Source organism: Gammaproteobacteria bacterium (ex Lamellibrachia satsuma) (assembly GCA_019623805.1).
Lineage (GTDB): Bacteria > Pseudomonadota > Gammaproteobacteria > Chromatiales > Chromatiaceae > QGON01.
The window spans coordinates 439,085-457,989 of sequence record CP053680.1 but is presented as its reverse complement, the minus strand read 5'-3'; the positions used below and the strand labels follow the sequence as shown (position 1 = coordinate 457,989).

At 53.5% G+C, this 18,905-nt stretch carries 16 protein-coding genes and 1 tRNA gene; 7 read left to right on the top strand and 10 right to left on the bottom strand.

Features of this window, described 5'->3' with window-relative positions; all coding sequences use genetic code 11:
* Positions 1-19: 19 nt before the first annotated feature.
* Both HPY30_02070 and HPY30_02065 read right to left on the bottom strand, forming a co-directional pair.
* A complete protein-coding gene (locus tag HPY30_02070) occupies positions 20-1,093 on the bottom strand; it encodes a response regulator (protein ID QYZ64884.1) in 1,074 nt (357 codons plus the stop codon).
* 284 nt (positions 1,094-1,377) lie between these two features.
* Entirely contained in the window at positions 1,378-2,184 is an 807-nt protein-coding gene (locus tag HPY30_02065; GenBank protein QYZ64883.1) for a response regulator, read from the bottom strand.
* Between the two features lie 196 nt (positions 2,185-2,380).
* Here HPY30_02065 and HPY30_02060 point away from each other — a divergent pair, with 196 nt between their 5' ends.
* Both HPY30_02060 and HPY30_02055 read left to right on the top strand, forming a co-directional pair.
* Positions 2,381-3,235: an ATPase gene (locus HPY30_02060; protein QYZ64882.1), complete on the top strand. Its 855-nt coding sequence runs from the start codon at positions 2,381-2,383 to the stop codon at positions 3,233-3,235.
* Between the two features lie 10 nt (positions 3,236-3,245).
* Positions 3,246-4,316, top strand: coding sequence for a homoserine O-succinyltransferase (locus HPY30_02055; GenBank protein ID QYZ64881.1), 1,071 nt, complete (start codon positions 3,246-3,248; stop codon positions 4,314-4,316).
* Positions 4,317-4,370: 54 nt separating this feature from the next.
* Here HPY30_02055 and HPY30_02050 read toward each other — a convergent pair.
* Positions 4,371-4,447: transfer RNA gene (locus HPY30_02050), tRNA-Asp, on the bottom strand.
* A gap of 180 nt (positions 4,448-4,627) precedes the next feature.
* Here HPY30_02050 and HPY30_02045 point away from each other — a divergent pair.
* Entirely contained in the window at positions 4,628-5,170 is a 543-nt protein-coding gene (locus HPY30_02045) for a hypothetical protein (protein QYZ64880.1), read from the top strand.
* Here HPY30_02045 and HPY30_02040 read toward each other — a convergent pair.
* Both HPY30_02040 and HPY30_02035 read right to left on the bottom strand, forming a co-directional pair.
* Positions 5,167-6,735, bottom strand: coding sequence for an inorganic phosphate transporter (locus HPY30_02040; protein ID QYZ64879.1), 1,569 nt, complete (start codon positions 6,733-6,735; stop codon positions 5,167-5,169). The two genes, HPY30_02045 and HPY30_02040, sit on opposite strands and share 4 nt — an antisense overlap.
* Positions 6,736-6,794: 59 nt before the next feature.
* Positions 6,795-7,364 (bottom strand): DUF2959 domain-containing protein, encoded by a 570-nt coding sequence (locus HPY30_02035; protein ID QYZ67868.1) that lies wholly within the window; start codon positions 7,362-7,364, stop codon positions 6,795-6,797.
* 251 nt (positions 7,365-7,615) lie between these two features.
* Between HPY30_02035 and HPY30_02030 the strand changes: the two genes are divergently transcribed.
* Together HPY30_02030 and dgt are read left to right on the top strand one after the other, a co-directional pair.
* The gene (locus HPY30_02030) at positions 7,616-8,056 is read left to right on the top strand and encodes a glycine zipper family protein (protein ID QYZ64878.1); all 441 of its coding nucleotides are present in this window, start codon (positions 7,616-7,618) and stop codon (positions 8,054-8,056) included.
* 14 nt (positions 8,057-8,070) lie between these two features.
* Complete coding sequence (gene dgt / locus HPY30_02025; GenBank protein QYZ67867.1) at positions 8,071-9,426, top strand: dNTP triphosphohydrolase; 1,356 nt, start codon at positions 8,071-8,073, stop codon at positions 9,424-9,426.
* A 13-nt stretch (positions 9,427-9,439) separates the two neighbouring features.
* Here dgt and HPY30_02020 read toward each other — a convergent pair whose 3' ends face one another.
* Positions 9,440-12,541: an EAL domain-containing protein gene (locus HPY30_02020; GenBank protein ID QYZ64877.1), complete on the bottom strand. Its 3,102-nt coding sequence runs from the start codon at positions 12,539-12,541 to the stop codon at positions 9,440-9,442.
* A gap of 458 nt (positions 12,542-12,999) precedes the next feature.
* Between HPY30_02020 and HPY30_02015 the strand changes: the two genes are divergently transcribed.
* Positions 13,000-14,247 carry an IS701 family transposase gene (locus HPY30_02015; GenBank protein ID QYZ64876.1) on the top strand — a complete coding sequence of 416 codons (1,248 nt, stop codon included), beginning with the start codon at positions 13,000-13,002 and terminating at the stop codon, positions 14,245-14,247.
* 62 nt (positions 14,248-14,309) lie between these two features.
* Here HPY30_02015 and HPY30_02010 read toward each other — a convergent pair whose 3' ends face one another.
* Positions 14,310-14,678 carry a hypothetical protein gene (locus tag HPY30_02010; GenBank protein ID QYZ64875.1) on the bottom strand — a complete coding sequence of 123 codons (369 nt, stop codon included), beginning with the start codon at positions 14,676-14,678 and terminating at the stop codon, positions 14,310-14,312.
* A gap of 136 nt (positions 14,679-14,814) precedes the next feature.
* Between HPY30_02010 and tcdA the strand changes: the two genes are divergently transcribed.
* Entirely contained in the window at positions 14,815-15,594 is a 780-nt protein-coding gene (gene tcdA, locus HPY30_02005) for a tRNA cyclic N6-threonylcarbamoyladenosine(37) synthase TcdA (GenBank protein QYZ64874.1), read from the top strand.
* On the opposite strand, the gene HPY30_02000 is transcribed toward tcdA, so the two are convergent.
* Genes HPY30_02000 through HPY30_01990 form a run of 3 tightly spaced genes read right to left on the bottom strand, consistent with a single transcriptional unit; the run spans position 15,591 to position 18,822 of the window.
* Positions 15,591-16,184 (bottom strand): methyltransferase, encoded by a 594-nt coding sequence (locus HPY30_02000; protein QYZ64873.1) that lies wholly within the window; start codon positions 16,182-16,184, stop codon positions 15,591-15,593. The genes tcdA and HPY30_02000 overlap by 4 nt on opposite strands.
* 33 nt (positions 16,185-16,217) lie before the next feature.
* Positions 16,218-16,850, bottom strand: coding sequence for a DsbA family protein (locus HPY30_01995; GenBank protein ID QYZ64872.1), 633 nt, complete (start codon positions 16,848-16,850; stop codon positions 16,218-16,220).
* On the bottom strand, positions 16,840-18,822 hold the full coding sequence (locus tag HPY30_01990; protein ID QYZ64871.1) for a potassium transporter: 1,983 nt from the start codon (positions 18,820-18,822) through the stop codon (positions 16,840-16,842). The genes HPY30_01995 and HPY30_01990 overlap by 11 nt, the downstream gene beginning before the upstream one ends.
* Between the last annotated feature and the right edge of the window lie 83 nt (positions 18,823-18,905).

Sequence of the window (18,905 nt, the reverse complement as noted above, 5' to 3'; positions counted from 1 at the left end):
CAACTCTGCATACCCAGTCTCATTCAGAGGCTCCTAAGCCTGTGGCCTGTTTTGGAGCATCGTCGAGTGAGTCGTGAATCTCAATGACTCTCCCAAAGCGTGTGAGAAATGCCCCCAGACAGTCTGGGTCGAAATGGCGGCCTTTCTCCTGCTTCAGATAGGCCAATGCCTCGTTTACGCTCCATGCCCGCTTGTAAGGTCTTTCCGAAATCAAGGCATCGAAAACATCGGCAACAGCTACGATGCGTGCCTCTATTGGGATTTTATCTCCTTTTTTTCCGTATGGATAGCCGCTACCATCGAAATGCTCATGATGATGGAGGGCTATAATTGCGCCCATCTGCAGATATTTGGAAGGGCTCTCACATAAGATATCATGCCCTGCCTGTGAGTGGCTCTGCATGATCTGCCACTCATCGGCTGCCAAAGTGCCTGTCTTGCGCAGGATCGCGTCCGGGATGGCGATTTTTCCGATATCGTGCATGGGTGCGGCGTGCCGGATCAGATGACACTCATCCTTGGACATGCCGATCTCTTCGGCAATGATCTCGCTGTATTGAGACATTCTCAGTACATGATTCCCGGTTTCCTGATCGCGGAACTCCCCTGCTTTCGCCAAACGCAGTAGAGTCTCCTGCTCGCGCAGATGCAACTCCTCGGTGGTATCCCTGATCTCCCGTTCCAGCCAGGAGGCGCGATCCTTGATAATCTGCTGTTGACGACGAATTGTCAGCAGATTGTGGCACCTGGCTCTGCATTCGGTATGGTCAATCGGCTTTGTAAGAAAGTCGGTTGCGCCTGACTCGAGTGCACGATATCGCACCGACTTATCTTCGACGCAGGTGATGATCACAACGGGGATATCACTGCAGGAGGGGATTTTTCTCAGCCACTGGATAAACTCCACGCCATCCATCTGCGGCATTTTGAAATCGGTAATGACAAGATCGAACTCGTTGTGTTTGGCCCACTCCAGCGCAGAGACGGGGTCGGCAAAGGATTGTGTGGTGACATCCGGTTCGATTGAGCGGGTGAGCTCCTCCAGAATCATCCGGCTGATGGATTGATCATCGATGATTAGAACCTGGGGCATATCTTAGTCTAACCTCATTGCCAACTCATTGAAAAGTAGTGCAAACCCAACTCTACCTGATGGGCGGTTTCAGGCAATACCCTATCAGAATTAAAGTCACAAATCAGGTGTTGGCCATGTGACCTTTTCACAATCAAACAACGATACTGTGACTTTCTGTTAATGGAAGGCTGGATTCAGGGTAAATTTCACTTGTTACAAAAATAACATTTGCAGGAAGGAACAGGTGGATGATCTCATATTTATATTATTTTACAATGCCTTAGCAGAATTCCCCGCAATTTTCAGTTATTATCATCTGCCAGCGTTTTCTCCAGATAGCGTTTGAGAATGACGGGTTCGAAAGGTTTGTCGCAGATGGCGGAAACGCCTGATTGCTGCACCGCAGCAAGACGGCTCTGGTTCGACTCGCTCGTGATCATTAAAATGGGAATGGTCGGCTGTAAGCTGTTGTTTCGGATATAGTCGATAAACTCCTGTCCATTCATCTCCGGCATATTGTAGTCGGTGATGACGAGGTCGAAATAGTGGTCATTGACCAGTTGTGCTCCCTCGGAACCATTCTCCGCCTCGGTGATCTGCTCCATGCCCATGGCTTCCAACAGCCTGCGAATATGGTTTCGCGCCATCTGGCTGTCATCCACCACTAAAATTCTTAACGATTCGGTATCGATATTGTCGAGATGGATTTCGGGTGTTTCGATATAGTCGACAGTGGATTTCAAGGCAATATTCAGGTCATCTTCCGAAAAGGGCTTGGGAAGAATGGCGATTGCGCCTGCCTGGCGAATCGGGTCCAGAAAGCGGAACCGGGTTTCGCTGGAGATCAGGATATAGGCTGTATCCACGAGTAGTGGTTCGCTACGCATCGTGGTGACAAGGTCAGTCCCTGTCATATCGGGCAGGTAGAGCGTGCTGATGACAAGGTCTGGCGGGGTGCGGCGCATGGCCTCCAGAGCTGCTTCACCGGATTCTAAGGTTTCAATCTTGGAGATGCCCAAGTCAGAAAGATAGCCATCGATGATATGCCTCTGGGTCAACGAAGGCTCGACAAGGATGACGCTGAGGTCACTTAACTCCAATTGGCTCATGTGAAATCCTGTTGCGGTCAAATTTGTAGTAAACGGCCGGATGATCGAGGTTGAAACGGGGTAATCGGGTTTCTCAGGCGAAAATATAAGGCACAGTGAAGCGTTCTCAGCTTGGCACCCTTCGTCTACCCTCGTAGAATCGATCGACTAGCTGGGTATCGGCATCAAGCCGGATTTCTTTAGGAGTGTGGTAGCAGTGAAACTGAGTGTAGGTGACTTCCGGGCATGGGAGCACAAGTGCGTGACGCTGATGGGGATGTCAGGCGTTGGAAAGACGCGTCTGTCCAACATCCTGCGTGACAGTGACTGGTTTCACTATTCGGGAGATTACCGGATTGGCACCCATTATCTGGATGAGCCGATCCTCGATCATATCAAGGAGCAGGCGATGCAGGTGCCTGTGTTGCGGGATCTGCTTCGTTCCGACTCTATCTATATTCGCAATAATATCACTGTCGATCATCTCAAACCGGTTTCGATCTTTCTGGGTATGCTGGGTAACCCTGAACTTGGCGGTATGCCGCTGCGTGAATTCAAACGGCGGCAGAATCTGCATCGCGAGGCGGAGATTGCGGCCATGAGGGATGTGCCAGGGTTTATCCGCAAGGCACAACGGATTTATGGGTATCGCCATTTCATCAACGATGTAGGGGGCAGCCTGTGTGAGTTGGATGAACCTGGCATCATTGAACTGCTCTCCGAGCATACGATGATACTCTACATTCGGGCCTCGGAGCGTGACGAGACAGCGCTGATCGAGCGGGCTGTGCGTGATCCCAAGCCACTTTACTATCGGGAGAACTTTCTCGATGAGCAGCTCGATCTCTACTTGCAGGAACAGGATCTGCCCTACGTGGCGATGATCGAACCCATTAAATTCGTTCGCTGGGTCTTTCCCAAACTGTTTCGTAGCCGCATTCCCCGGTATGAGGCGATTGCACAGGGTTATGGCTACACAGTAACCACGGACGAGCTTGCTCAGGTCCAGAATGTCGATGATTTTTTGGTCATGCTTGAAAGTGTGATTGAACGAAATCCACCCAGTGTTTGAGGAGTCCTTCATGCCATTGGTCGCACACTCATCACTGCCAACCTTCCAGCGCCTGCAGCAGGAAGGCCAGACGGTTTTACCCCCCGAACGCGCGGCGAAACAGTACATCCGGGAACTGCACATCGGCCTGCTCAATATGATGCCGGATGCAGCGCTTGGTGCCACTGAACGGCAGTTTTTTCGTCTCGTTGGAGAGGCGAATCAGATTGCGCAGTTCTATATTCATCCCTTTACACTGGAAGGATTGCCCCGGGATGAAAAGGCCCGTGAACATATCGGGCAGTACTATGAATCTTTCGAGCAGCTAAAGGAAGATGGGTTGGATGCCCTGATTATTACCGGAGCCAACGTCACTCATCCCAACCTCTCTCAGGAGCCGTTCTGGAAGCCGTTGATTGAGGTGGTCGACTGGGCTCACGAAAATGTCACATCCATGCTCTGTTCATGTCTGGCAACCCATGCGGTGATGGAGTTTCGTCATGGTCAGAAACGGCGGCATATGGGAGACAAGCTTTGGGGCGTGTATGGCCACAAGGTGGTCGACCGCACTCATCCGTTGGTCAACGACGTCAACACCCTGTTCGATGTCCCTCACTCCCGCTTCAATGAGATAACCCGCGATCAGTTCGATGCGTCTGGTTTGAAAGTGCTTGTAGAGAGTGATGAAGGTGGGGTGCATCTCGCTGTCAGTGAGGATGGCTTTCGCGTGGTCTATTTTCAGGGTCATCCCGAGTATGACACCATCAGCCTTTTTAAAGAGTACAAGCGTGAAGTGAAGCACTTTATTGCTGGTGAAAGGGTGGATTTCCCCCCCTTTCCCGACAACTATCTACATGCTAGAGACAAGGCGATTCTCTGCGAATATCATGACCGCCTGTTGACTGCACTCGGCGAGGGAGGCGAGCTACCTGAGTTTCCGGAATCGTTGATCAGCGATTCCATCCACAATACCTGGCACGATACTGCTGAGGCAGTCTTGGGTAACTGGATCGGCAAGGTTTACCAGGTCACTCATCAGGAGCGGAAATACCCGTTCATGGAAGGTATAAATCCTAATGATCCACTTGGCTTGGCGGAGTGATTTTGGGAATTGGTTTTTATCGGGCTTCAGTTGGCTTAACCCGGAGAGGGAAAATGGCGGAGCGGACGGGACTCGAACCCGCGACCCCCGGCGTGACAGGCCGGTATTCTAACCAACTGAACTACCGCTCCGAAGAAGAAGCGCGGTAGTTTAAGGGTTTTTGGAGGCAGGTCAATAGGCTTTTTGCGAAAAGCGGCAAACGTGCCTGGCGAACAGTCGCAGGTTGCGTAATATCAACGACGATACTTGTGTCATCATGCAGAATTCATCTTGTTTCCTGTCTGGAACACCCGGTAAATCTGAGAGGGCTTATGCTGTTCGAGATCGATGAGTCTGTTCGTAAGCGGGCCAAAAACCCCCATGATATTTTCATGCTGAACCTGGCTGGAATTCATCTGCTGGCTGCTCCCGCTTCATTTGTCTTCATGGGCAAACCGGGATTGCTGATACCGCTCTCGGTTTCACTGCTGATTATCGTGTTTTTCTGGATTCGTGCGAGCAGGGCGGAGAAGCAAGATCCCTGGTTCGTGGCTGCTCATTGGCGGCTGGCGGCGAGCCGCACCAAAATTCTATTGGTCGGATATGTGGTTACCGGCGCCATCATCGGTTTGACCGCAATGGCAACTTCCGGGGACAGTAAAGGTGCGATCATGGCGGACGCCTTCTTTCGTGTCGCAATCGTACCTGCCCTGCTCACAGTGATGGTCTGCTTTGTGTTGGAGTCCAGTGGCATATTCATGGCTGCCAGGGCTGAGCTGCCCAACGGATTGGTGAAAAGATTTCCCCCGCCGGATGACGTGGTGGAAAAAGCAGACCCGACGGCTGTTGATTTCGGAGATGGGTCGAACAATTAAGGAAGCATAAAGCCCCTGATAGCGTAGAAGAGTGCGGCGGCCAACAAGCCGGATACCGGCACGGTAATCAACCAGGCTGCGAGGATCTTTAACAGGGCTGATCGTTTGACAAGTTGCTGACGATAGATCTTGCGCAGGCCTTTTCGCTCTTTCTTGGTGAGGTCGGCTTCGGCGGAGTGTGCCTTGAGCTGTGCCAGCATCTCTCCCTTGCGGTTGGTCGAGGCGCGGCTGAATTCATCAAGAAACGCCTCAACGACCACTTGGTCCTGTCCATCGTGATGGCTCATGATCTCTTCCATCGTACGGGCATAGGTGGCCTTCAGAAACTCTCGTAGAAAGCCGACGCCGAATACCGCACCGACGGCAATATGGGTAGAACTCACCGGCAGACCAAACTGGGTGGCGATGATGACCGTGATGGCGGCCGCCATGGCGATGCAGAAGGCCCGCATCTGGTCCAGTTCTGTGATTTCGGAACCCACTGTCTTGATCAGCCTAGGGCCATAGAGCGCCAGTCCCAAGGCGATACCGAAAGCGCCTACCATCATTACCCAGAGAGGAACTGCAGCCTTTTGGACAATTCTGGATCCGGAAATTGCCTCGTTGATGGCTGCAAGCGGCCCAACTGCATTGGCAACATCATTGGCGCCGTGGGCGAAGCTGAGCAGGGCGGCAGCGAAGATCAGAGGGGCTGTGAATAGACTGTTAACGCCGACTTTGCTGTTAGGCAGGCGGTCTGCGGTTTTTTCGATGACAGGACGGACAAGCAGATAGATCGCAGTCGCAAAGAAAAGACCAGTCATCGCGGCCGTCTGGAAATCAATCCTCCAGACTTTCTTCAACCCTTTGAGTATGAGATAGGTTGAGAAGGCCATCACCATAAGTGCGACCAGCAGTGGCACCATTCTTTTGGCGGCACGGGCCATATCGCTCTGGTAGGTTATCGTACGTTTGATGAGGTAGAGGAAACCAGCGGCGATCAGGCCACCCAGAACCGGGGAGATGACCCAGCTGGCGGAGATGGCTGCCACCTTGTTCCAGTTGGCGATATCGATCCCGCCAGCGGCAATGCCCGCACCCAGTACGCCGCCGACGATGGAGTGGGTGGTGGAGACAGGTGCACCCATTGCAGTGGCGATGTTGAGCCAGACTGCTCCGGCCAGCAGAGCCGCCATCATAATCCAGATGAAGGTGTCCCTGTCGGCAATCAGGGAGGGGTCGATAATGCCCTTCCTGATCGTGTCCACCACATCGCCGCCGGCGATCAGTGCCCCTGCTCCCTCGAAGATTACGGCAAGTAAGATAGCGCCGGTCAGTGTCAGCGCCTTTGAACCCACCGCCGGCCCGACATTGTTGGCAACGTCGTTGGCTCCGATGTTCATCGCCATATAACCGCCGATCATCGCTGCCACGATCAACATGGTATTGTCGGTGGTATTACCAAAGCGGAAATCGGTAAAGAGCATCACACCTGCGATGAATATGATGCCGATGCCGAGACGGAAGATTTCGGGACGGCCGAAACGGGTGGCGTCTTCAATCTGCTTGATGTTTGAGAGTTCCATTATGGCCGAACTCCGTTGTTGATGAAGAGAAGGTGTTTAGAAACCTGCGAACTTGGGCGTTAAGGCTGCTGAAGTGACTCGATGAAACTGTTCGAGCGCGCTATGGATTGGTTCATCCGCTTGATAAGCTTTCCGATATCGGACTTCAGATTGCTGAACTCGCCACGCAGGGCTCCGATGGCCTGTGCATTCAGGTTGTGTTTGAGAAAAAGCACGTTGTCTTGAAAGCTGTCGAGGATTGGCTGCATGGTCTTTTCGGCCTGAAGCATCGATTTGAGCATCTGGCCGTAGCGCTTTTTGGTGGCCCGCATTTTTTTGGCGCTGGCGGCTTTGAGGTTTTTATTCTGATAGAGATCCAGCTCCTCCTGCCACTCTTCGAAGAGGGCGTCTGCCACCGACTCGACTTTATCGATACGACTGGAGACGTCATCTGCGGCGGACTGGCTCTCTTCGAATTCGTCATTCAGTTTTTCATAGGCTGATTTGAGGTCGGTCTCTTCAACTTTGATGACAGAGGCGAACTGTTCCAGGGCCGATTTGAACTGCTCCTGGGCCTCAGTCTGGGCATCGCGGGCTGACTCCACCCGGTCTACGAGAATGTCACGTTTGTGGACGCCCACTTTTTCCATGGTGTCGTAGTAGACGGTGGAGCAACCCGCGCTCAGCAAAAGGGATAACAGCAGAAATTTCGTGCGAACGGAGTTCATGAGAGAGTCACTCGTTGTTGGATAAATTCTGCGGCATTGTGCCATATTCCAGTTCTCCTGACACAGCCGGTGAGAAGCCGGATAGAATCTGCATTGATGGCGACTTGTGCCGTGTTCCAGTATATTTCACTATCTCCTTGAATTTTCCTGACCCCCCATAGGGACCTGCTCTGATGAGAAGAATGCAATCATTTCGGCCAGCAATGCTTGCCATGTCTGTTGTCCTTGTTTTGATGCTGGCCGGATGTGCATCGGGACCAAAACGTCCGGTCTTCTATCCCAATGATCACATGAAAACTGTGGGAAAGAGTCAGTCGGAACAGGATGCCGAGGCCTGCATGGCTTTGGCCCGGGATTCCGGCGTGAGTGAGAACCAGGATGGTGAGGTTGGAAAGAAGGCTGCCAAAGGCGCTGCTGTCGGCGGTATTGCTTCTGGTGTGTGGGGGCTGTTTCGCGGTGATGCGGGAGAGCGGGCAGTCGCGGGCGCGGCAGCAGGTGCGGCAACGGGAGCTGTCGGCGGAGCCTTTCAGTCGGCGGAACTCAATCCCACCTTCAAGCGCTTTGTGCAGCGTTGCCTGAGTGAGCGTGGTTACGAAGTCATTGGCTGGGAATAGAGGCTAGAATGGCGATGAACTGGCCGCAACTGCTCTCCCGCAAACGCCTGGGATCAGACGATGAGCCCTCCGAGACGACTGCCCGCACCGACTATCAGCGGGACCTCGATCGGATTGTTTTCTCCTCCGCCTTCCGGCGTATGCAGGACAAAACGCAGATCTTTCCGCTGTCGAAGATTGACTATGTCAGGACCCGTCTGACTCATAGTCTGGAATCTTCCAGTGTGGGCCGTTCTCTGGGAACTTTGGTTGGCGAGCAGATTATAACCCGTCATGATTTGGCCTCTGCCGAGGCTTCCGATTTTGGTGATATATGCGCTGCGGCCTGTCTGGCCCATGATATCGGCAATCCGCCTTTCGGCCACTCAGGCGAGGATGCGATCCGTCTGTGGGCCGAGACGGCGGATTACGGCAAAGGGCGGGTTGGGGTACTGCATGGCAGTCAGCGGGAGGATTTCCTCAACTTTGAAGGTAATGCCCAGGGTTTTCGTGTGCTTTCACGTTTACAGAACCGTGACAATCCCGGTGGCCTGCAGTTGACGAGCGCCACCTTGGCGGCATTCAGTAAATATCCCCGTGAATCCTGTATCGGCAAAGGACGCTTTGATGGGGTCAGTGCCAAAAAACCGGGTTTTACCGCCGCGGATCGGGTACTGTTTGAAACCGTGGTGGAGAATACAGGGCTGATAAGACGGGATCCCATATTGGCGATCTGGCACCGCCATCCACTGGCTTTTCTGGTGGAAGCGGCGGACGACATCTGCTATCGGGTGATCGATATTGAAGATGGTTACCGTTTGGGACACCTTACCTTTGATGAGGCACTGGGGCTTTTCCTGCAGGTGCTTTCTGAACCTGAGCGGCAGGAGAAACGGCTGCGTGGCATCAGTGGAAACAAGGAGAAAATTGAGTTTCTGCGCGCCAAGGTGATCAATCAGGCGATCGGTCAGTCGATGAGCTGTTTTCTGGATTCTGAAGATGACATCCTGGCCGGCAGATTCGACCAGCCCCTCCTGAGTCTTATACCCAAGCGGGAGGAGATGAACCAGTTGATCGAGGTGGCGATTGAGAAGATCTACAACGCGCCAGAGGTGATTGAGATTGAGGTTGCGGGTTTTCAGGTGATCAGCGAATTGCTGGAGCGCTTTATTCAGGTAGTGGATGATGTTGCCGAGCATGGCCTGCAGGCGAGTTCCCGTAGCAAGATGATGATTCTTCTGGTGCCGGATCAGTTTATCGGCCCCGATAGAAAGCCGGCGGAAGATGCTTACACCCGGCTGCTGCGTTTGACTGATTTCGTCGGCGGCATGACCGATTCATATGCCGTTTCACTCTATAAAAAGGTGACGGGCATCTCTCTGCCGGGCTGATGATTTTTGTCGTTCAGTTTTCGTCGAGTATGGTCAGTGGCTGAGGTTTTGCAATGCCAAAACCCTGAGCGTAGTCGACGCCGATGCTGCTCAGGATCTTCCGGATGGTGTCGTTCTCCACATATTCCCCGATGGTTTCGAGCCCCATCAGGTGGCCGATCTCGCTGATGGATTCCACCATCGCCCGGTCTATCGGGTCATCCGCAATATCCTTGACGAAGCTGCCGTCGATCTTGAGATAGTCCACCGGCATGTTTTTCAGATAGGCGAATGAGGACATGCCAGTGCCGAAATCATCCAGCGCAAAACGGCAGCCGATGTGTTTCAGATGGGTGATAAAATGGATGGCTTGGTCCAAACGGCTGACGGCGGCCGTCTCGGTCACCTCAAAACAGATGGTGTTGGCATCCAGGTTGTAGTGGCTGAGTCTGTCAGTGATATATCCAGGGAGGCTGTCGTCTCCCAGCGACTGCCCGGAGAGGTTTATGGCGCAGAGCTCAATATCTGCTATCCGGGTTGGATTATCAGCCAGCCACTGGAAGGTTGTATCGATTACCCAGCGATCCAGAGTCGGCATCAGGTTGTATCTTTCTGCTGCGGGAATAAAGGCACCAGGAGGCACCATCCGGCCGTCTTCATCTGTCATTCGCAGCAGAATCTCGAAATGTTGCCCGGCCTCTTCATCGTCATCAAGAGGAACGATGGGTTGTTGGTAGAGGCAGAGCCGCTTCTCTTCGATTGCGCGCTGAATTCTGGAGACCCACTGCATCTCTCCCTGTCTGCGAATGGTTTCATCATCATGGCTTCTATGCACATGCACCCGGTTTCGTCCCAGATCTTTGGCGACATAGCAGGCGGCATCCGCTGCACTCAGAGCGCTTTCCGGACCCTCGCTTTCATGATTGATGCTGACGATGCCGATGCTCATGCCGATGGTGAATGTCTTGTCCTGCCATGAGAAACGGAAATCCTTTACGTTTTCACAGATTTTGTTGGCCAGTCGAATAGCTTGTTCCATCGGGCAGTCCTCAAGCAGCAGGCCAAACTCATCGCCGCCGAGCCGTGACAGAATATCACTGTGCCTGATGGTTTGTTGCAGCAGGCGTGAGACCATCTGTAGCAGTGCGTCACCGGCGACATGCCCGCAGGTGTCATTAACCACCTTGAACTGGTCAAGGTCCATGTAACAGAGCGCATAATCCACGTCACCGCTTTGCGCATTGTTGAAGGCCAGGCTGAGATGTTTTTCAAACGAGTAACGATTCAGCAGGTTGGTGAGGGTATCGTGGGTTGCCAGAAAATTCATCTGCTGGGCGATTGCATGGCTTTCGGTGACATCGCGAAAGACGGTTACGGCGCCTTTGACCTCTCCCCCTTCATTGATCGGATAGGCCGAATACTCGACAGGGAAGGAGGTGCCGTTCTTGCGCCAGAAAACCTCGTTGTTGATCTGGCAGGATAGGCCGGTGCGGAATGCTTCATGGATTGAGCACTCCCCGATGGGGAGAGTCGTGCCGTCCGCATAAGTGTGGTGTGTCAATGCGTGAATATCACCTCCCAACAACTCTTCTCGTGAGAATCCAAGCATTTTGAGCGCGGACTGGTTGACGAAGGTGACGTTTCCCTTGGTGTCAATGCCGTATATCCCTTCGCCTGTCGACTCCAGCAACAGACGCATCTGGCTGTTTATTTTTTCAAGTTCAGCAGAGGACTCCGAAAGTTTTTTATGGGCCTGTTCGTGCTCCTTAGCCTGCTTATAGTTACCAATGGCAAAGGAGATGTCGGAGGTCATCTCCTGCAGGAGGTCAACAATATCGGCATTGAAGAATTCGCTCTCCCCGGAATAGACACAGAAGGTGCCTATCACTTTCTTATTCATCGTGATGGGAAAGATGGCGGCTGAATGGATATGCGCTTTCTGGGCCAGATCCTGCCATGGAGCGGTTATGGTGCTTTCATGCAGATTGTTGATAATCACATGCCGTCGCTCATTGATCGAAATGGAGAGAGGTCCGCTTCCCTTGGTGTGATCGGGGTCCAGGGAAAACTCGGTTTGTGCGAGGCATGAAACATCATCGCCGGCGCTTGCGATGGGTTCCACCGAGCTGGTGCGAATGTTTACCAGACCAATCCAGGCGAATTTCAGGCCACCAAGCTCTACTGCAATACGGCAGACTTTTTCGAACAGTTGTTCAGGTGAGTGGAGCCGTATGATGGTTTTGTTGGTCTGTGAAAGTGCGGCATACATGGATTTTTGGGTGGTCAGCGCGCGTTCCCGCAGACCAATCTTTTCAGCCATCTCGTTGAATGCCGCTGCAACATGGGAGATCTCATCCTCTCCTGGCATGGATGCGGATACTGCATAGTTTCCCTGTGCCAGTTGCAGGGCGGCATTTTTCAGCTTGCCGATCCGTTTGATGATGGTCTGCCTGAGTAACCATGAGAGGATCAGGAATGTGAGGATGAATCCGATGGAGTGGCTGATGATATTCTGGCGTGTTTGGGCGGCCACCCGCTCTTCGACAATCGTTCCGGGCAGTTTGATGCTCATTACACCCCGCAGATCACCGAGTTCGTAATCGTAAGCCAAGCCGTACTTCTCTCTGATACTGGGGGGGGCTTCCTCTTGTTTGCCGTGGCATTTCAAACAGTGGGGCTTGACCCAGATCGGTTGGGAAAAATGGTAGAAGGGTTCACCGTTGGGTCCGTCATAGGGAACCATCCTCTCTTTTTCCTCCGGGTTGTCCTGAAAGTGGCGGATAGCCTCCATCTCAATCATATCCGCCTTGTTATTGGGGTTTCTCGGGCGATCAGAGACATTGTTGAAGGTCAGGCCGGAGTCCACCCATTTTTTGAACTCTTTGGAAATTCGGCTGATAGAGTGGGCCGGGAGAAACCCCAGGGTTTTTTCATCAATGGGGATATTGTGGGTAAGAAAATGCCTTTGGTAGACATTTCGCAAAGACATCAGCATGCCGCGAATGGTCCGGGCGTGGTCGCGGATATTTTCGACGACTTGAGACTCAACCTGCCGGTGACCCATATACTCCACGGTCACAAAATGGCCTAAAAAGACGATTGCAGTAACAGCCAGGACTTTGGTTTGTAACTGCATTGTCAGGTTGTTTCCTTCAAGCTTTCTATCTGATGTGGCATCTCTCGATGCAAAACAGAGGGGCTGTTCCCTTTAGTTCAATTGCCTGGTTTCCATACCTTGCCTCTGTTGGTTATAACGCGACAGCTATCAGTTAGATAGCTATCAAAACTATATTCGACCACTACGCGAAAAACTTTAATTCCGGTAATGGCCAGACTAATTCTACTTTGTCAGATTAGATCTATAAGTAACTCACTGAATAATATAAAATATATGCTGTGAATTTCTTGGCAATCATCGTAAGGAAGAGCATCAAATGACAAGCACCAAGGTCATTTGAATTACCTGATACGCGCATAAGTAGAATCGATCGCATAGCGGAGCGATTCCAACGTTTCCAGTACCGCTTTGAATCCCATTTTCGAAGCAAGACGAGGTCGGTGTTTCAACCGGTCACACACTATCTCAAAGGCCTGATGCAAGCGCAGAGAAAGAACATGGAACGCATGGAAGAGGTGGTTGCAGGCGCAGATGATCAGCGTCTCCAGCATATGCTCACCGAGTCCCCGTGGGATCATCGTGCGGTGTTAGACCAAGTGGCGCTGGAAGCCGATCAATGGCTGGGTGGAACCGCGGATACCTGTCTGTTGCTCGATGAGAGTGGCCTTGCCAAGAAGGGTAAACATTCAGTGGGGGTTAAACGCCAATGGAATGGCCGCCAGGGCAAGGTGGATAACTGCCAGGTTGGTGTATTCGCAGCACTGGGTAAAGGGCACTTGTCCACGCTGATAGATGAACGTCTCTATCTACCCAAAGAGTGGGTATCGAACCCGGCTCGCTGTCGCAAGGCGGGTATCCCGGAAGTTGAACGGAAACATCAAAGCAAGTCAGAGTTGGCGCTGGAGATGGTGCGTCATCAGAGGACGCTTGGCCTGCGTTTTGCCTGGGTGGGTGCAGATGGGGGATACGGGAAGGATCCGGCTTTTCTGAGGGGTTTGGAGGCGATGGGTGAAACCTTTGTGGTGGACATCCACAAAGACCAACAGGTCTACCTGGAAGATCCACAGCCGTTCATACCGGAGAGCACGACAACGCGCGGTCGTCGTCGAAGTCGTCTGCAAGCCCAGGCAGCCCGTCTGCGCGTTGACCAGTGGCTCAATGAGCAACGGGACAGCGAGTGGCAGCAAGTGGTATTACGGGATAGCAGCAAGGGCAAACTGCGCGTCGAGATCCTGCATCATCGGGTTTGGCTTTGGGATGGAAAAGAAGCCCAGGCACATCAATGGCACCTGATTGTACGACGAGAGGTCAATTCACCGGAGACGATTAAATACACCTTGTCGAATGCACCGGAAGAAACGCCATCCCATTGTCTTGCAAAGATGCAGGCGCAGCGGTTCTGGGTTGAGCGTTCGTTCCAGGATGGTAAGAGTGAATCAGGTCTTGCTGATTATCAGGCCCGTAAATGGAAATCCTGGCATCACCATATGGCCTTGGTCATGATGGCGATGTTATTCATGCTCGAAGAGCGAATTGTGCAAAAAGATGATCACCCCTTACTCAGTTGTTCAGACATCGAATCGCTATTGCGTGCCTTCCTGCCACGGCGAGATATTGAACGCGATGAAATACTACGGCAAATGACGAAACGGCATCGTAAACGACAAGCGGCTATCGACTCCCAATATCGAAAACAGACGCTGGAACAGTCGGTTGCCGGGTGATGGAATCTGACAAAGTAGAACTAATAACATGGAAAATTCCTTGTCAGCCTCATCCTATTGACTTAACGCGAGATTTTCCATGTGCCGTCGGCTTGTCGGCAGAAGGTGAATCTTGAAGTGCCGCTGCGTTTTCCGGCTTGGTTGGTGATTTCTGCTTCACGGCAGGTGGTGCCGCCTTTTTCCATGGTTGACAGAGCCTTCAAGCTGCCTTGGTTCCCTGATTCCGGGTTTTCCCATGCCGCACTGTCACCATCCTTTCCACTGTTGAACAGCTCTCGGGCCGTCTCTTTCATCATGTCCCAGTCCTTGTCGGTAAAGTAGCGTACGGGAGAGTATTGAAGCCAACGCAACTCCAGTGCCTGGGCAGGCTGACAGATGCTGCCGAGAAGGATGCAGAGTGTTATGGTGGGACGGAGAAAACTGAATTGCATCTGTGCCTCCAGTGCAGTGATTGCAGGGAGCTAAACAGTGCGTGTAAGCGACAGTGATGTCAATCTGTGCTCGAACCCGCTTCAGCATTTATGAGAAAATGCCCAGGAATAGGTTGTTCGAATCCTGGAGGTTCGTTTGGATCATTCGCGCCGTTTCGGTGGTATTGGCAGGCTCTATGGTCAGTTGGTCCTGGAAAATTATTCTGCGGCTCATGTTTGCGTGATTGGTATCGGCGGCGTAGGCTCCTGGGCTGTGGAGGCGCTTGCCCGCAGTGGTATTGGCGCCATTACCCTGGTCGATCTCGACCATATTGCGGAATCCAATATCAATCGCCAACTCCATGCGCTGGATACCACGCTGGGGATGGCTAAGGTCGAAGCCATGGCGGAGCGGGTCTCTGAGATCAACCCTGACTGCCGGGTTTCCATCATCGAGTCCTACATTGAGGCGGATAATCTCGAACTGATAACGGACGGCGACTTCGATTATGTCATCGACTGTATCGACAGCTTTCGGGTCAAAGCGGCGCTGATTGTTGCATGCCGCCGCCAGCGGGTGGGATTGATTACAATCGGTGGTGCAGGTGGACAGACCGATCCAACCCGTATCTGCCTTGCTGACCTGAGTCGCACCAGGCAGGATCCGCTGCTCGCCAAGACCCGCAAATTGTTGCGGCGGGAATACGGCTATCCGGCTGCTGAGTCAAAACGCCGTTTCCATGTGCCAAGTGTCTACTCCACTGAAAACCTGACATACCCCGATGAGACTGGAGGTGTCTGCGATACCAAGCCGGGTAGGGGGGAGGGTTCGCTCAACTGTGGTGGTTATGGTTCGGCCATGACGGTGACCGCCACTTTCGGTTTGGTGGCGGTGTCCCATGTCCTTAAAGTGCTGGCGGCAGGCAAACGGGCTTAACCTTCCTTTCGGGCAAAAGCCACGGTATAGGACTTACCCTGTTTGAGTTTCTTATAGTTACCAAAAACCTCGCTCAAATTGCGCTTCATAAACTGGCGCAGGCCGTTGATGGTGACCAGATAGAGGCGGCCGCCGGGATTCATCCTTGCCAGGGCGTCATGAAGATAGAGGCTGAGCATCTCCTTGCCCACCTTTGCCGGGATGTTCGATGCGATAACGTCAAAACGCAGATTGGGGTCGACCTGATTGAAGCCGTTGCTGAGTTTGGCTCTGGCATTGTCCAGGCCGTTTCTTTCGGCATTGCCGTTGCTGTAGTCCACGGCGATAAAATCCTTGTCCACCATCAGCGTCTGACCCTGTGGGGCAAGGCGGGCCATCAGCAGACCGATGGGGCCATAACCGCAACCGAGGTCGAAGCAGTTATCCGTCGCCTCGATCTCCAGCCGGTCCACCAGCAAGCGGGTGCCTTCGTCTATATCGCGAGGGGAGAAGAGTCCCCAGGTAGTGTGGAAGACAAAGGGCAAATCCCGCAGACGGGCATCGAAGACAATGTCCCTGCGGTACTTTTCTAGTGTTTCTCGATCCAGCATGACGGCGGAGTTTTATCCTCTTCGGCGGGAAAGTCAATCAAGTACCATATCCAGGGTTTCCAGGATAGGTTCCACACTATGGTAGTCGACAGGTATGGGCCAGAATCCCATGCCTTGCTGCAGGATCAGGGCCGGGAAACTGCGAACCCCCATTGAACGGCTGCTTTCGATCTCCTCTTCCAGCAGTCGATGGGTGGCCGGTGATTCCAGCGCCTCTGAGAACTGCTGTTCATCCAGCCCGATGTTGCCGGCAAGTTGGATCAGCGTTTTGTTGTCGGAGGGGTTTTGTGCATAAAGATAGTAGGCTTCCTGGATGGCCAAAATCATCGCTTCGGAGAAAGTCGCGCCCTGCAATCCTGCGGCAATCACCGCCCGACAGGCCGGGTAGGTGGAGCGGCGGGGTTTACACTGCTGCCAGAAATCGAAGTTGAAGCGGGTCTCCGGCAGCTTCTCCTGAATTCGCTTCCAGGTGGCCTGAAGGTTCTGCTGCATCTCTTCCGGCATCGGGTCATCGCTGTCCGGAGCCAGACCGCCCAGTATTTTTTGCAGTTTTACACCAGGTGGCAGCTGTTCACCCAGCTGTGCGAGCACAGGTCGAAACGCCCAGCACCAGCTGCACATCGGGTCGTGGATATAGAAGAGGGTGGAGTCTGTTTCAATGTCCATAGAGCAACAGCCCCTCTGCACGTTCCAGATGCTTGGGCGTACCCGCCAGCACCAGCACATCGCCACTTTGCAGACGGGTTTCGGGCGCGGGAGTCTCTCCACGAATGCCACCACGCCTGACGGCGGTCACACTGACCTCCCAGTCCCAGAGGTGGAGGTCTTCGATAGTGTGATCCACGGCAAAGGCCTTTTTCGGCAGGGTCACTGTATGCAGGCGCTCCTGGAACGCCTCATCGTGTTCCATATCCAGAGGCTCTTCCCCATGGAAGAAGTCACGCAGCAGTTTGTAGTGGTTCTCTCGAATCTCACGCATGATTTTGAAGATGCGGGAGCCGGGAACCTTGAGCAGCAGCAACAGTTGTCCCCCCATCATCAGGCTGGCCTCGACCGCTTCCGGCATCACCTCGGTGGCACCGGCGGCCTCCAGTTCATCCATGTGAGTATCATCGCGGGTGCGCACCAGCACCGGGAGTTCCGGACGGAATTCCTGTAACCGGTGCAGGATCTTCATCGCTGAGGCGTGGTCTTCGAAGCTGAGTACCACCACGCTGGCGCGGCTGAGACCGGCGGCATCGAGGATTTCACTGCGTGACGCATCACCAAAATGGACCGGGTCACCGGCTTCATGCGCCTCTCTGACGATAGTTGGGTCGAGATCGAGCGCCACGTAGGGGAAACCTTCGTGGTCGAGAAGACGCCCAAGGTTCTGCCCGATACGGCCATATCCACAGATGATGACGTGCTGCTCCATCTGTTCTGTCTCTTCCGCCAGGTCGCCGATGATCTGAACCTCATCGCTGAAATTGCGCAGGGTGCAAAATTGTTTTGCCAGGCGGCCGTTGTTTCGGATCAGGAAGGGTGATGCCGTCATGCTGACAATGATCGAGGCAAAAAGTATCTGCCCGACAGGGCCGGGCAGCAGGGAGGACTCCAGGGAGAGATCCAGCAGCACGAAACCGAACTCTCCGCCTTGCGCCAGCAGAACGCCGGTGCGAAATGCAGGAGACATCGAATTGCCAGTGGCGCGGACCAGACCAAGGATGATTACGCCTTTAACCAAAATAAGCGCGGCGGCGAGCAGCAGCACCCAATGCAGGATGGGAAGCAGTGAGAGCAGATCGACGCGCATACCAACTGTCACAAAGAAGAGGCCGAGAAAGACGTCCTGGAAGGGACGTATGTCGGCCTCGATCTGATGGCGGAATTCTGTCTCTCCCAGCATCATGCCAGCCAGGAAGGCGCCAAGGGCCAGCGACAGGCCAGCTTCATGGGTGAGCCAGGCGGCTGCCAGGGTTACAAGCAGTACGGTGAGGGTGAAGAGTTCGGCAGAGCGGGCCCTGGCGATCTCATGAAACAGTGGCCGCAACAGCCAGTGACCGGCCGCCATGATGACCACGAAGACTAAGGCTGCTTTGAGCAGGGCCAACAACAGCGGCACCGCCATGCCCTGGTCACCGGTTCCGGCCAGGATTGGGATCACCACCAGCAGCGGGATGACCGCCAGATCCTGAAACAGCAGGATGCTGACGCCAAGTCGACCGTGCTCCGAATTGAGTTCCAGCTGTTCCGACAACTGTTTTGTGACGATGGCGGTGGATGACAGGGCCAGAATGGCGCCAACGATGATTGCGGCGTTGAGATCGATGCCCAATGCCCAAGCAATGCCGGTGGCCAGTGCGCCGGTCGCCAGGACCTGGCTACCGCCCAAACCGAACACCGAGCCCTTCATGGCGATCATCTGCGGCAGGGAAAATTCCAGGCCGATGGTAAACAGCAGAAACACCACCCCAAACTCTGCCAGAAAGCGGGTATCTTCAGTGGATGCCACCCAACCGATGCCGAAAGGTCCAACCAGAATACCGACGATCAGGTATCCGAGAATCGGCGGCAGGTGGAAGCGCCGGAAAAGGGTCACTGTGATCACCGCAATGGCGAGCAGCAGCAGGATGATCTGTAGGGTATGGATGTTCATTCAGGGTTTCTTTTCGATTTTTCTGCCACAAGGATACTTTAAATAAACAACCGATTGATATTACCCGTAGGGTTTGCCTGCCA